The 14,124-nt window shown below is 54.7% G+C and carries 11 protein-coding genes; 4 read left to right on the top strand and 7 right to left on the bottom strand.

What is annotated here, in order from left to right:
- On the bottom strand, positions 1–1,758 hold a 1,758-nt coding region (locus NZ705_00960; GenBank protein MCS7291531.1), incomplete at its 3' end, for an ATP-dependent DNA helicase RecG.
- A gap of 73 nt (positions 1,759–1,831) precedes the next feature.
- Between NZ705_00960 and yidC the strand changes: the two genes are divergently transcribed.
- A complete protein-coding gene (yidC, locus tag NZ705_00955; protein MCS7291530.1) occupies positions 1,832–2,977 on the top strand; it encodes a membrane protein insertase YidC in 1,146 nt (381 codons plus the stop codon).
- Here yidC and NZ705_00950 read toward each other — a convergent pair.
- Positions 2,958–3,797, bottom strand: coding sequence for a glycosyltransferase (locus tag NZ705_00950; protein ID MCS7291529.1), 840 nt, complete (start codon positions 3,795–3,797; stop codon positions 2,958–2,960). The two genes, yidC and NZ705_00950, sit on opposite strands and share 20 nt — an antisense overlap.
- A 393-nt stretch (positions 3,798–4,190) precedes the next feature.
- Positions 4,191–5,378, bottom strand: a complete 1,188-nt coding sequence (locus tag NZ705_00945; GenBank protein MCS7291528.1) for a Coenzyme F420 hydrogenase/dehydrogenase, beta subunit C-terminal domain — start codon at positions 5,376–5,378, stop codon at positions 4,191–4,193.
- A gap of 163 nt (positions 5,379–5,541) precedes the next feature.
- On the opposite strand from NZ705_00945, the gene NZ705_00940 reads away from it, so the two are divergent.
- Both NZ705_00940 and NZ705_00935 read left to right on the top strand, forming a co-directional pair.
- The gene (locus NZ705_00940; protein MCS7291527.1) at positions 5,542–6,309 is read left to right on the top strand and encodes a hypothetical protein; all 768 of its coding nucleotides are present in this window, start codon (positions 5,542–5,544) and stop codon (positions 6,307–6,309) included.
- Positions 6,270–7,637, top strand: coding sequence for a hypothetical protein (locus tag NZ705_00935; protein MCS7291526.1), 1,368 nt, complete (start codon positions 6,270–6,272; stop codon positions 7,635–7,637). The genes NZ705_00940 and NZ705_00935 overlap by 40 nt, the downstream gene beginning before the upstream one ends.
- Here NZ705_00935 and NZ705_00930 read toward each other — a convergent pair.
- A complete protein-coding gene (locus tag NZ705_00930; GenBank protein MCS7291525.1) occupies positions 7,621–9,117 on the bottom strand; it encodes a hypothetical protein in 1,497 nt (498 codons plus the stop codon). The genes NZ705_00935 and NZ705_00930 overlap by 17 nt on opposite strands.
- 47 nt (positions 9,118–9,164) lie before the next feature.
- The gene (locus NZ705_00925) at positions 9,165–10,955 is read right to left on the bottom strand and encodes an ATP-binding protein (GenBank protein MCS7291524.1); all 1,791 of its coding nucleotides are present in this window, start codon (positions 10,953–10,955) and stop codon (positions 9,165–9,167) included.
- 183 nt (positions 10,956–11,138) lie between these two features.
- On the opposite strand from NZ705_00925, the gene NZ705_00920 reads away from it, so the two are divergent.
- A complete protein-coding gene (locus NZ705_00920; protein MCS7291523.1) occupies positions 11,139–11,402 on the top strand; it encodes a BolA/IbaG family iron-sulfur metabolism protein in 264 nt (87 codons plus the stop codon).
- A 65-nt stretch (positions 11,403–11,467) separates the two neighbouring features.
- On the opposite strand, the gene NZ705_00915 is transcribed toward NZ705_00920, so the two are convergent.
- Both NZ705_00915 and NZ705_00910 read right to left on the bottom strand, forming a co-directional pair.
- Positions 11,468–12,742 carry a tetratricopeptide repeat-containing serine protease family protein gene (locus tag NZ705_00915; protein MCS7291522.1) on the bottom strand — a complete coding sequence of 425 codons (1,275 nt, stop codon included), beginning with the start codon at positions 12,740–12,742 and terminating at the stop codon, positions 11,468–11,470.
- 140 nt (positions 12,743–12,882) lie between these two features.
- Entirely contained in the window at positions 12,883–14,106 is a 1,224-nt protein-coding gene (locus tag NZ705_00910; GenBank protein ID MCS7291521.1) for a type II secretion system F family protein, read from the bottom strand.
- Positions 14,107–14,124 lie beyond the last annotated feature (18 nt).

Here is a 14,124-nt window from a genome sequence, read left to right as displayed (position 1 = left end):
GATGATGTAGGCTTGCCGGCCCTGCGCCACCTCCCGGCGAATCAAGTCATAGGCAAAATGACGCTGGCTGCCTGGAATGACCGTCGTTTGAATCGGCTGGCGACCTGGGGGCAACTCGTCAATTTGGCTCACATCCAAATCCCCATGAATCGCCAGCGCGAGCGTGCGGGGAATGGGCGTGGCCGTCATGGTCAGCACGTGGGGCGCCATCCCCTTTTGCTGCAACAGCGACCGTTGTTCCACCCCAAACCGGTGTTGCTCATCAATCACCACCAGCCCCAGATGCGCAAACTGCACCTCCTCTTGAATTAAGGCATGGGTTCCCACCACGAGGGGCACTTCTCCAGTCGATAACTGGGCTAAAATCTGCCGGCGTTGACTGGCTTTTGTAGAACCCGTGAGTAACTCCACCGGGATATGCAGGGGCGTTAACCAGTCCAACAGCTTTTGGTAATGTTGCTCAGCCAGCACTTCCGTCGGCGCCATCATTGCGACCTGATATCCCGCTTCAATTGCCGCCAGCATGGCCATCACCGCCACCACTGTTTTACCCGAACCCACATCCCCCTGTACCAAGCGTTGCATCGGCTGTGGTTGCCGTAAATCCTGGAGAATTTCCCGGATCACCCGCTCTTGGGCACCTGTAAGTTGAAACGGCAGTTGCGCTCGGAATTTTTGGAGCAATTCCCCTTCGGCCTGAACCGCGGGGCTGGGTTGCCGCCGCTGCTGTTGCCGCCGCTGCAAAAAGCTCAGTTGCAGATAGAACAGTTCGTCAAAGACCAAACGGGTGCGGGCGCGTTTTAACGCTTCGGCATAGGCGGGCGCGTGAATCCCCTGGTAGGCCGTCGCCAGGGGAACCAACTGATAGCGCTTGCGCAGGGTCTCCGGCAGGGGGTCTGGCCAGGATTGAACCAAGGGTAAAACGGCGTGAACCGCTTGGCGCACTCCGCTCGCTTTTAACGTCCCCTTTAGCCCATAGACCGGCACGATTTTCCCGACCGATTCTTCCGTTTCTTCGTCCAGGATTTGAATTTGAGGTTCCGTTAAGGTTTTGCTGAACTTCGTGGCTTTGACCAAACCGGAAATAGCAACCAGCGTTCCTGGTAGATATTGTTTTTTTTGCTGTTCTTGCCAGGCTTTTGTGGCGTAGCGTTTGCCCATTACATAGCGATTAATCTTGAGCCGTCCTGAGCGGTCTGCCACCCACCATTCCAGGATGGTCAATTGGGGGTTTTTGGGGCTGGTGAAACAGCGAAAACTGCGAATGGTGGCAATGATCGTGACCGTTGTGCCCGGCTGTAAATCTTTGATGAGCAAGCGCTGGGAGTAATCCACATAACTGCGCGGGTAATAACGCAGGACATCCCCTAGGGTTTGCAACCCCAGTTGGTGAAGGTATTTTTTTTGTTGGGGTTTCAAAAGGCTCAACTCCCGAATAGGGGTGTCCTCCGTCACCGACGGCGCCGGTTTTTCCTGCACCCGCGACGTACCCGGAATACGGACGTGGGGCAACAGGTCGGCAATGCGCTGGACCAGGGCCTCCCGCTGGTCGCAGGTTAATTGGGGGTAATGCCGCAGTTCCGCCAGCAGCACCTGCCACTGGTTGATGTAGGGAGCGGGCAACCAATCCAAAGGCACCCCGCGCATCTGCTCCAGCAGAAATTCGTAAAACTGGTACTGGCGGCCTTGGAGATTGGGATAGCCCGCTTGTCGTTCCACCGCCAACGCCTGCGCCACCCGTGGTGCGTCCCATGCCATAGTTCCAGTGTAGCCACCAACTGGCGGCAACAAAGGTTAATATCAGAGGGAGTACGCCCTGAGGATGTCACCTATGGACCTGTTCGGCACCAACTTTCTTTCCAACAACCTCATGCTCCCCATCCTGGACTTTTTTTACGGGATGGTGCCGAGCTACGGGCTGGCGATTGTGGCGCTGACGCTAGTGGTACGGATGGCCTTAGCGCCGATCAGTGCCGGGCAGATCCGCAATATGCGGCGGATGAAAGTGGCCCAGCCAGTGATGCAAAAACGGGTCCGGGAAATCCAGGAGCGCTATAAAAATGACCCGGCGAAACAACAGGAAGAAATGGCCAAAGTCTATCAGGAATTTGGCAATCCCCTGGCTGGTTGCCTGCCCTTGATTTTGCAATTGCCGATCCTGTTTGCCTTGTTTGCGACGCTGCGGGGGTCGCCCTTTGCCGATGTGTCCTACCCGGTGGAATTGGAAATCGTCCCGCGCGACCAAATTGTGCAGTCTCAACCCCTCAACTTCCAATCCCACAGCATCTACGTCAAACCTGGCTTGCACTATTCCATTGGCGTTGTCAGCACGGCGGGGAATAAGCTCCAGGTGGGCGACGAGACTGTTCTCGATTTCCGCACCCCAGATGGCCGTAGTTTGGCAAGCATTATCCAAGAGGTGAATAACCCCGATCTCACTCCCCGTTGGACGGTCAAAAACGGCGCTGAACTGGTGGAACTCAGCACCGAAAATGGCCAAACGCAGCTCAAAGCCCTCAAGCCAGGGAAGGTTTCCCTGGTGGGCGTGGTGCCAGGTCTAGCGGCGAATGAAGGCTTTTTATTCATCTCGGCGCTGGGGCAAGTGGGGGCCGTCGATAGCAACGGCACGATTCATTGGGATACGCTGATTCTTGTGGCCATTTTTGCCACGAGTACTTACATCAGCCAAATGATCACCAGCCAGGGGGATGTCATCAAAAATCCCCAGCAGGATCAAGTGAATAAATCCCTGCCCCTGATTTTGGCGGTGATGTTTCTCTTTTTCCCCCTACCCGCCGGCGTCTTGATGTACATGGTGATTGCCAACCTGTTTCAAACGGTGCAGACCTTTATCCTGTCGCGGGAACCATTGCCGGAACACCTGCAAAAAATTGTGGACGAGCAGAAGAGAATGCTGGCAGCTCAGGCGGAAAAACTCCCCTTTGAACGGAATCGGCCTAAGAAGAAACCGAGCTGAGGGAACGGTACAAGTTCAGGTACTGCTGGACAACCACAGGGAGACTGAACCAGCGCTCCACCTTTTGCCTGGCCGATTCCCGCAATGCGGTTCCCTGCTGCAACACCCACGCAATGCCTTGGGCAAGATGCTGTGGGTCGAACGGCGGGGCCAGATAACCGTTCACCTGGTGGTCCACAATGTCCTGCACCCCTGTTCCGGCAAACCCCACCACTGGCGTCCCACAAGCCATTGCTTCTGTTGCCACTTGACCAAAGGCTTCCTGCCGCGACGGTACTACCATGACATCCGCAGCACTGTAGGCCAGCGCTAGAGCAATATCATCGGTTAAGGTGCCAAGGCAACGAACAGGCAATTCTTCTAACCCTGGCGCTTCTTGTTGCCCAAAAATTACCCATAGGATACCCATCTGAGTCTTAAGGATTTGCGCTGCTTTGCAGAATAAATCCCAACCTTTATGCGATTCTTTCAGTAAACTAACGCCACCAGTTAAGACAATTTTTTTGTCCTGAGGCAATTGCAGGACCTGCCGAGCAACCGATTGGGGAATGACTCGATAGCGCTCAGTATCTATACCATTGGGGATAATTTTTATTTCGCAATGTCCCAGGAGGGGACTCCGTTTCACTGCATCAGCCAGCCACGTACTTGGCGTAACAATCACTGGTTGAAAATGACGCCATGCCCGCTTTTTTCGTTGCCATAGCCAGTAGGATAAATCATTTTTCTGGGTGCTGTTTAACTGGGGACAACAGCCACATTGGGTAGTAAAAAAATTGCATCCTTGCGTGTAGTGACATCCTCCTGTAATTGCCCACATATCGTGTAGCGTCCAAATAATAGGTTTGTGAGTTAGTTTAGGAAGTATTTCTGGGATCAGAAACCGGTTAATCCAGTGAATATGTAGAATGTCAAAGTCAAAATATTTAATTTTTCGAGTAACTGAATTGGGCACCCAATGTACAGAAAATGCGCGGGAGTGGTTAGGATAAAAACTCAATGGCCATTGGTCAGCAATTGTTCGTAAACGTCGCAGCCAGCGGGATTCAGCATAGACATGAACTGTTGGGTCTTGACTGTGTTTCCTGAGCACCAATTGCCGGGAATCAACCCCTGCTTGTTGCAACCCCTGGTGCAGTCGGTAGGCGGCCCGCGCCGCACCTCCAAACGTGTCGTAGGTACTCAGGTGCAAAACTCTCATGGCCTGTTGGGATTAATCTGGCGGCAGGCGGTACTGGCTCACGATTTTCTTGGCAAAGTCCGGCACATGACTAGCCAATTTGTGGGGGTAATGGCGGCGGACGTAGAGGTAATTGCGAGTAAAGTGGGAGTCAATGGAAAAACGAGCGTACTCCAGTCCTTTGGGGCCAAATTTTTCGATCAAAACCCCCATCAACCGCGCCGCCCACATGGGCAAGGTCACCCCCTGGTCGTAGGCCGGGATACTCTGTTGCACCGCTAGATGCCGCTGTCCCTGGCTGGTCACCGGCTGAAGTTCTAATTCCTCCTTAACCAAATCCAACATTTCCTGACCCCGCTCGTTGCGCACCACCAACCATTGCCAGCCAAACGGTGCGCCCATATACCCCACGACCAAGTCGGCCAAGCCATTGACGTAATCAAAACAGCTCAAGCACGACGGCGCAAAAACTTCCTTTAACGCCTTCGTATTCAACCCAAAAAACGGCACCTTTTCCACCGAACCGTCTGCGTGTTTGAAATGCACGTAATAGTCCTGCATGAATTCATAGTGAACCACCGTGTGGGGCGACCGGCTCGTCGTTTCCAAAAACTTTTGCAAACCGGCCCGCGTGACGTTATCCACACAGGGCGTTCCCAGCACGTAGAGTTTTTCTAAACCTAACTGTTTTTCCACCGCCCGCAGCGCTTGCACCTGGCACCCCACACCGATGACGAGCAACCGGCGAATCCCTGACCGTTCAATTTCATCCAAAAGATTCAAATTCGGGGACAAAGTGGGCTTATTTACCCGCGCAGCAAACACCGCCTCCGGGGTGCGGGCCAAAACAGGCTTGGGTTGAAAACGGTCCGCCGGTGTGTTTTGCACACAAACTACGCCGTCAACCCACTTGTTTTGCAACATTCGCATGCCGATAGTGGTGACGATTCCTGTCCATTGGGCGCCAGGGAGTGGTTGTTTTTTGCGGGCGTTGACCATCTGTTGATGCACCCCAAAATAGCATTCGTCCTCGTTTTCAAGGTCCCGCTTGCGCCCGTGGGTTTGTGTTTCCAGTGCCTCGAATTGTTGATGCAAAAATGCACAGGCGGATTTGACGTAATGGATGTAGGACGTATCGCATAGCCCGCATTCACTGCACAGTTGCTTGGCGGGGCGAGGGCTGCCAGGACGTAGAGGACGGGCTTTGTGATGGGGGGCCATAGCGCCAAGGAACCAGTCAGATGGACACATCTTCTTTACTGTAGACGCTAGCGGCTGGCGGTGCCACCTTTGGCAACCCTACTCTGATATAATCGGGCTGGGTAATACAGGATTTTCGCTGACCTCACCGCACCGTTTTCATCTGTTTGAGGGGCCATCTCCGATGCGCAAAGTGAAGTTTTGGCTGGTTGTGGGGGCCAGTTTTTTGTTGCATGGTATGGGTGCCAATTCGAGTTGGGCAGGGGGCTTTACCCAACCGGAAGGGGCCGCCTTTGTCAGCACCACGTTCCGTACCTTGGCAAGTCGCACCTTTGAAAAGTGGGAGCTGGAAGCCTACGCCGAATATGGATTGCGAGAAAACATCACGTTGATTTTCAAAGTGCCCTATCAATGGATTCGCGATGAGCAATTCAATCCGGCCCGTACCAACAGTGGTTTTTTCGATGGGGAAGTGGGTGTGCGCTGGCGGTTTACCCAAGACCCCCGCTGGGCGGCAGCTTTGCAGGTCACACCGATTATTCCCTTGGGTTACGACCCCAATGCGCCGTTGCCCCTGTCGCGCGGCGGCGTGGGTTTGGACGTGCGAGTGCCGGTGAGTCGTTCGTTCGCGGTGGGGAACCGGTTTGGTTATTGGACAATTGAAGTGGCCTACCGTCCCTATTTCAGCAGGCGTTCGGACGAATTTCGCACCTTTGCTGAGGTGGCAATTCCGGTCACCGACCGCCTCGATGTCGCCGCCCAAATTGACAGCATTATCGGCACCCAGGACCGGGAAGCAGATTTCACCAAAGTCGTTGGTCAATTCCGCATCAAAGCCAACGATTTCATTCGGGTTGTACCCGCCGCCTATAAGCAAATTGATGGGCCGGGTTACGGTTTTGAATTGGGTGTGTGGTTGACCTTCGGCGGGGCGATTGCCACTGGGAAGTAATGGCTTCTCTCTCACGGCGAACGGTGCTATCGGGCGCGATTTCTTTGGCACTCACCACCGCCTTACCCGCCCAAACGCTCCGTCTCTACGGCGTGAATGCCTACTACCTGCTGGTGGAAAGTTACCGCAAAGTGCAGCAGCACCCCCAACGGCCCTTGAAGGACATCATCCAAACCTATCTGGTCCAGGATTTGGGGTTACAAACGCTCCGCCGCCAGAGTCGGATTAACGCTGTGCGGTTTTGGGCGTTTAATGACTATCCCGTATCAGCGCCGGGCGTTCCCGACGGCACGTTTGACGGCGCCATGTGGCTAGCTCCGAATCAACCCGTTGAACTGGTCTTTCGCATCCTGGAGGCTCTGGTCGAAAGCCTGGGCGAATTGGAGTTTTTTCTCATCCCTGTCCTAGGCAATTACTGGCTATCCTATGGGGGAATTTTGCGCTATTTGGAGTGGGCGGGGGCCATCCCGCCGGGAACGTGGCTCAACGCCTTTGTGACCCTAAAGGACCAGGATAAATACCTGCAGTACGGCGCCGATTTCTATCTCAATCCGCGCGTGGAACAACTGTTTCAACAACACACAGGCGAAGTGCTGCGCTTGCTCGCCACCCATCCAAACGTGATTGCCATTGACATTCTCAATGAACCCCGAGGCAAAGGGATATACGCCCAGGCCAACCGGCCCGTGAAACCTGGGGTTTTTATGCAGGACGTGGTCGCCGATTGGTTGCAACGGCAGGCGGTTTTTATCCAGCGCCACATGCCCCGCTCCGTTTGGGTCGCCTCCGGCGAGGAGGGGTGGCTGAATCGCACACCTTCGTTGCCCCTAACGTACCTACGGGCGGACCCCCAGTTTTACGAAGGCATTGACCTGGCTCTGAACATGACGCGCCCGGCGCTCACCCTGGGCACGATTCACATGTACACCCATCCCGCCGTCGAACTGCGCAAAACTAGCCTAGCTGGGCTTCCCTTCACAGACCGCCGGGGCTGGGATTTCCTGTTGCGTTCGGACCGCCCACCGACCCTGAGCGCCTGTCAGCAACTAGGAGATGAATGGTTGCGCTCGCGCGCCCTCGCCATGAATCGAAAACCCTGGTATGTTGGGGAGTTGGGCTGGTGTCGTCCTCGCAGCGCCGTAGATAAACGTCCTCTACCGAGCCAAGCACTCCAGCACGAACGCATCCAACTCTATCGCCACTGGTCTGAATTGGCGTTTGCGTTGGGGGCTAAAGGCGTTTTTCTCTGGTTGCTGGACGGCCTGCAACATCGGGACGAATTTTACGGCATGACCGCGGCGCAAATTCAAGCTATCTTTCCCCGCTAACCCGTTGAAATAACTGGTAGAAATCGTTACTGGCAACCCCGACGAAGGAGCCGAAGCGTTTTTGCAGAGACGGCTCGTCCACAAAAATTTGGTCTGATAGGGGTTCTAGGGTCGTCTCTCGCCGCACCAAGATATAGTCCACAACGTCCTCGGGCCGGCTGAGCGCCAGGTTGAATTCGTATTGATGGGGCAGAACAAATCGCCGCGAATCTTGCAGTAGATAAATAAAGCTGAAATTGACAGTGTCATCTAAGAGAATCCGCTGCCCTGGACGCAGGCGCTGAAACAGGATGTCAGCAATTTCCTGTTGGGCGATTTGCTGCTGACGCCAGCGCAACACCGGGCTACTTAGCACTCCCGTTTTTCCGGTGAGGTATCGCCACACCAATTGCTCCTCGGGCATCAAACGCTGGGTTTGTAAACAATGCAGGGTGCTGTAGAGGGAAATGCCTAGCAGGAAACCAACCGGTATCAGGTGGTACATCCGGCATTCCCGCACTTGCAAAAGGGTGATGGGAACAAGAATTAAAAACGCCCCAGCGCTGCTGATTTGGGACAGAAAATTGCCCTGCCATCGCATGATCGTCATCAAGAGAATCGGCAACACCAGGAGCAAGCTACGGGCCAGCCAGCGGTCGCGACTTTGCCAAAGCACCAGCCCAGCCAGCAGGTAATAAACCGGTAGCGTTTGTCCTAGCCACGTCCCACTGTCCGCCAGGGCGTCCAAGCCTTGGGCCGATTCTAGCCACACCCCCATACCTGGCCAGCGCAAACCGTTCCCCGCCGCTTCCAAAAAATAAAATGGATTTCCCTCGATCAACCAGTTCACATACAAAAAGCCCAGGATGGCAATGATGGGCATAAAGATGGTGACCAGGACAACGGTTAATTTCAAGGGGGGATGGGGGTCCTTTAGGACAAACCAGCCGAGGAGTCCAAACACCGGCACCAACCACCAGCATTCGTAACGCAATAGCATCAAGGGGGCCAACGTCAACCCTAACAGCACCAGATTCACGCTCAGGGGATACTGCGTATCACGGGGCTGGACCAGGTGCCAGTAGAGCAGAACGCTCAAGCCCAGAAACAGACTCATCGCTGTCCACGTTGGACTGGTTAACACCATGACCCAAAAGGCTGGATTGAGAAGCAGCGCCAGCAAAATCACCCCTCGCCACAACCGTGACACAGGCAACTGCTCGACCAACCAGGTCATGAACCATATCAACCCAATTACTAGAAGCACTTGGGTTGTAATGGGCGAACCAACCAGCATGGTGACGTAAATGAGAAGCGCCGGAAACGCAAAACCAATTGCGCTCAAACGCGGGTCTGGCCCCTGAGCAGCAATCATCCCCTTGGCCCCAACGAAATGGAATTCAGAACTCAGCAAATTCTGACCGTCTAACCACATCAATGCCGCTGTCAGCAGTAAACTCAAAGCGAAGGCCAGCCAAAAATTCCGCCAAAAGGGAGACATCGCTACCGATTCCTTGATTTGCCCGCCATTGTAGCAAAGGGTGGCGTTTAGGTCACCGGTTCCAAATCAAACCAAAAACTACTGCCCAGGCCCACCTCACTGATCAGATGAATATCCGTATTATGTTTCTGCAAAATGCTTTTGACAATCGAGAGACCTAGCCCCGTTCCCTCCAGGGTATGCACGCGATTTTCGACACGGAAAAACCGGCCAAAAATGGCCTTTTGATGCTCCGGCGGGATGCCAATTCCCGTATCGCTGACCTCCACCCGTACCCGTCCCTCCCAGGGAAAGGCCCAGATAATGACATAACCACCCGAAGGGGTAAATTTGATGGCATTGCCGACGAGATTTGCTAATACTTGGAGCAACAAATCGTAGTGCCCAATGACATCCGGTAGGTCGGGGTCCACCACCGCCGCGAGATGAATCCCCTTGTCCCGTGCGGTGAGACGATGGGAGCGCAAGGTCTGGTCAATGACAGCGCTAAGGGAAGTGGGACCCAAGGGATAGGGTTTACCGGACTCCAAACGCGAAATGTCTAGCACATCGTTGACAAGGCGCGTGAGCCGGTCGGTCTCCCGATTGACAGTTTCCAGAAAATCCTGTTTTTGCTCTTCGGTCAAACTATCGCCATATTCGTAAAGGGTTTCGATAAAGGATTTGATGTTAAACAGGGGCGTGCGCAGTTCATGGGAAACATTACTGATGAAATGACTTTTGGCCTCGTTCAATTCCATCTCGCGCGTCACATCTTGGATAGTAATGGCGATGCCCTGAAGCTGATTGCGGACATGGTCATAAACGGTGGTCAACAGGATTTTTAACGTGCGCTTGTAGGGGGATTCTAATGTGATGCAAAACTCCATAGGTTCGCCGCTCGGCGGCGTTTTTTGCACCAAGTCAGCTAGAGGCTGCGCTAGGGTCGTGGCAACCGGTTCTGGGAGTAAAGGGGCCACCGCTTGACCCAACACTTCTTTGCCGGACCAGCCGAACATCCGCTCTGCTGCTGGGTTGACCAGCACAATTTTCAAATCGCGGTCGAGTAAGATGGCCCCATCGGCAATGGTGGACATGAGAGTATCCAGCTTAGCTTTTTGAGCGGTGATCTCCTCGATATTTTGTTCTTCGTAGCGGGCCAACCGTTCCGCCATTTCGTTGAAACTTTCAATGAGTTCTCCCAGTTCCCCGCCAAAGGGTAGGTCAATCCGTTGCCGGAAGTTGCCCGATGCAATGTTTTTCACACCAATTAACAATTCCCGAATCGGTCGTGTAATTGTAATCGCGTTAAATACGCCCCCCAAAATCACCAAAACCCAAATCGAAATAAAGACGGCTAACGTGATATTCCGTGTCAGTAAGGATGCGCTTAAAACCGTGGGATTCGGATTGATCCCCAGCGCTAAAATGCCCAGATATTCACCCTCTTGAATCAAGGGCACAAAGATATCGGCAATTAAACCATCTGGGGTCAAATGTTGCCGCACGAAGGGTTGGTCTGGCTCGGTTAATTCAGGGAGTTGAATCCGTCGCCGCAGGGTTAAGGAATTCTGGACTTCGACGGCTGAAAAGGGAATTCCAAAATAAATTTCCCCTTCTTTATCAGCGTAGAGAATATAGCGAATACTGGAGGTGCTGTTGTAGAACTTCTCGGAAAGACGGGCCAATTCCGTGCGGTTGTCCTGGGCAACCAGGGGCGCTACATTGGCTGCCAGTAGCAAACCCAAATCCCGACCAAAACGGGTGTCATTCAGACGGGCATCCTGTTGAATACTGTTGACGGCCCAAAAGGTTAAAACACTCATCAACAGGGAAACCACCAGCGTCGCTGCCGCCATCAACCGCGTTTGCAGCGTAAAATCAGACCACCACCGGACAATCAGGTTTGTTAATCGCTGTAACAACGGCGTTGCAAATGCAGGTCAATTTTATATATTACGTTACGCAAATGGCCGAACGCATGGCATCCCCCACCGGCCTACGCTTTGGCATAATGGGGGTACGACGTTCGTAAAGCACCGATGCTCTCGCCGCAAACCCTGACCCAACTGATTCAAGCGCATCTGACGGACGCCTATGTGGAACTCCAGGACCTGACGGGGAGCGGGGACCACTGGCAGGCGGTGATTGTGTCGGAGGCGTTTGCGGGGAAAAGCCGGGTGCAGCGGCACCAACTGGTGTATCAGGCGTTGCAGAGCGTCCTAGCGACCAATGAACTCCACGCGCTGACCATGAAGACTCTGACGCCGGCGGAGTGGAAGGCTCTGGCGCAACCGTCTCGCTAGACAGCAGGATTGGTTAGGCGCAGAGCAAAGCCCTATCTACAGCCAAGCGTTCGGGGCGTATTGATTCACCAATCACACAGGGTACGAATCTGTTGTCGGCACTGGCTAGTGGCAACTCGCAGGGTTTCCTGGGTGCGCTGGTACTCCACCGCATTGCCCTGCTGGAGATAGAGTTCCGCCGCCTTGCGCAGGTCTTCAATGCCCTCCTGCACCCGCCGCTGGTTGTAGAGCAAAACACCTCGATTGTAAAAGGCTTCGGCGTAGGTGGGTCGTAACTCCAACGCCCGCGTGTAGTCAGCAATGGCACCCGCCTTGTCCCCGAGCGCAGAGCGGGCCAAACCGCGCCCTACATAGGGTTCAGGGTAATTGGGGTCCAGCCGAATCGCCTGGTCAAAGTCCTGAATAGCCCCCTGCTGGTCCCGCTGGATGTAGCGCATCACCCCCCGTGTGGCATAGGCCGCCGCATAGTTGGGATTGGCCCGCACCGCTTGGGTTAGTTGGTTCAACGCGCCGGCAATGTCCCCCTGGCGATACCGCTCGCTGGCCAGCAGGTAGAAGTCATCAGCTCGGCTGGGATTGGGATTCATCGCCACACGGACAGGGGCGGGGTTTGGCTTCAGGGGCACACCCGCAACCACTGCAGGACGGGGAGCGAGACTGAGATAGGTGTTGATGGGTATCCCCAGGTTAAACCCGGTTTTGACATACACGGTTTCCGCTTGCCGCTCCAGTTGCCCTCCATCGGCCCGCCCATGCACGCCCACCAATTTGGCCTGGCTATCCAAAACCGGACCGCCGCTCATCCCCGGGAGTGTGGGGTTGGTGTAGACCAAGCTGTATCCATCAGCTAAAGGGCGGCTGGCGTTGGCTGTGATCCGTCCAACAGTGAAGTTATAAACCGGTTCGGTAATCGCAGCGCTCCGCTGGGGAAACCCCGCCACGTAAACCGGCGTCCCTTCTACCAACCTACTGGCATCTCCGAACACGGCAACTGGGTAAGTTTTGTCGCTGGTGAACTTGGCCGTCGCCATATCCACCCCAGCCAGCTTCTGCACCGTGCTGTATTTGAGGGGGTGGCGTTGCCCGTCTGGCGTCACAATATCGTATTCATCTTGCACCGGTACGACATGAGCGGCTGTAAGTACAGTGTACATAGTCCCTTCTCGGCCCACGATGACACCGGAACCTGGATTGACCCCATCAATCAACACCGTAATGCCCTTGGCCACTTTGGAAACCGCCGTTGCGGGGTCGGCAGAATCCAGGGATTCCTGCCCGAAGACGACCGCTACACCCAACAGTAAACCCACAGCTATCGCTTCGCGTCTCATGTGAGCCATCTCCCGTTCCCTACTTGCCTTCCCATCGTATAAAACGACCCTAGGTTCCCAGGTCTAGAACCCCACCAGTGCTCGCGCACGTGATGGAAAAGAAAAGGGCAATGCCATTTTGCCTGCACCACTCGCCGCCAACCAGGTCTCTACTTAACCAAGTCGAAGATCTTGAACATGGGCAAGTACATTGCCACTAGCACGGACCCTACTAACCCCCCTAGCAGAACAATCATCGCTGGCTCCATGATGCTGGTGAGAGACTTGACCGCCGCCTCAACTTCAGCTTCGTAGAAGTCAGCCACCTTGTTGATCATGGAATCCAGTTCACCAGTCTCTTCCCCCACGCTAATCATCTGAATCGCCATATTCGGGAAGACCTTTTCTTTCTGTAATGCCACGGAAATCAGACCCCCAGCCTGAATTTCCTCCCGCGCCGCCTCGATTGCGTTGGCAATAATTTGATTCCCCGCTGTGTCTCGCACGATCTCCAGGGACGTCAACACGGGTACCCCCGACCTGGCTAGCGAACCGAAAGTCCGGCTGAAACGGGCCACCGCATTTTTACGGATCAGGTCGCCGAAAATAGGTAAGTTTAAGGCAATCCGGTCAATCACTTCCCGTCCAGCCCGGGTGCTGTAGGCGGTTCCATAGCCAATCACAGCGCCCGCTACGACCGCCACCAGGATCGCCAAGTTGACGGGATTGCGCATCCATTTACTCAAGTCCACCATGAACTGCGTAAAAGCGGGCAATTGGCCTCCCAAACTCTCAAAAATCCCCCCAAAAATGGGAATCAAAAAGATGACCATCCCCAGAAATGCCGCTATTGCAATGAAAGCCACCGCCACTGGATAAGCCAACGCCGACTTGATTTGTTGCTCCAGGCGCGCCGCATCCTCCAGCAGCTTTGCCAGCCGGTTCAGCACTTCATCGAGCACCCCGCCAACTTCCCCAGCTTGCACCATCGCCACGTACAGGTTGTCAAAGACCTCGGGGTGCTGCCGCATCGCCTCCGACAGGCTGGTGCCCTGTTGCACATCGGCGCTCACCGCCATCAACACTTTTTTCAGCTTGGGGTTGGTCTGCTGTTCCGCCAGAATGCCTAAGGCTCTCACCATCGGCACGCCGGCATTCACCAGGGCCGCAAACTGGCGCGAAAACAGGGCCTTGTCCTTGATGGAAACCGTACTCAGAAAGGAAATGTCCAGTTCCGTTTTGAAGGGGTCAAACGGCGCGGCCTCCTTAATTTCCTGCACAAAAAACCCTGACTCCCGTAGGATGGCGCGGGCCGCCTTAAAGTCTTCGGCCTGCAGGCGCCTTTCTCGGGAACGACCTTGGGCGTCACGGACACGGGCAATGTAGGTGGGCATAAGCGGGAACCTCCAAAT

It is taken from the genome of Gloeomargarita sp. SKYB120 (genome assembly GCA_025062155.1).
In the GTDB taxonomy this organism is placed as follows: domain Bacteria; phylum Cyanobacteriota; class Cyanobacteriia; order Gloeomargaritales; family Gloeomargaritaceae; genus Gloeomargarita.
This window is presented reverse-complemented; position numbering and strand designations above follow the sequence as displayed.

Bases quoted from the DNA above. Each gene is read 5' to 3' on its own strand.
- yidC (MCS7291530.1), top strand. From the start codon at position 1,832: ATGGACCTGTTCGGCACCAACTTTCTTTCCAACAACCTCATGCTCCCC.
- NZ705_00925 (MCS7291524.1), bottom strand. From the start codon at position 10,955: ATGGCGGCAGCGACGCTGGTGGTTTCCCTGTTGATGAGTGTTTTAACC.
- NZ705_00915 (MCS7291522.1), bottom strand. From the start codon at position 12,742: ATGGCTCACATGAGACGCGAAGCGATAGCTGTGGGTTTACTGTTGGGT.
- NZ705_00910 (MCS7291521.1), bottom strand. From the start codon at position 14,106: ATGCCCACCTACATTGCCCGTGTCCGTGACGCCCAAGGTCGTTCCCGA.
- NZ705_00920 (MCS7291523.1), top strand. From the start codon at position 11,139: ATGCTCTCGCCGCAAACCCTGACCCAACTGATTCAAGCGCATCTGACG.
- NZ705_00930 (MCS7291525.1), bottom strand. From the start codon at position 9,117: ATGTCTCCCTTTTGGCGGAATTTTTGGCTGGCCTTCGCTTTGAGTTTA.
- NZ705_00950 (MCS7291529.1), bottom strand. From the start codon at position 3,797: ATGTGGGCAATTACAGGAGGATGTCACTACACGCAAGGATGCAATTTT.
- NZ705_00940 (MCS7291527.1), top strand. From the start codon at position 5,542: ATGCGCAAAGTGAAGTTTTGGCTGGTTGTGGGGGCCAGTTTTTTGTTG.
- NZ705_00945 (MCS7291528.1), bottom strand. From the start codon at position 5,378: ATGGCCCCCCATCACAAAGCCCGTCCTCTACGTCCTGGCAGCCCTCGC.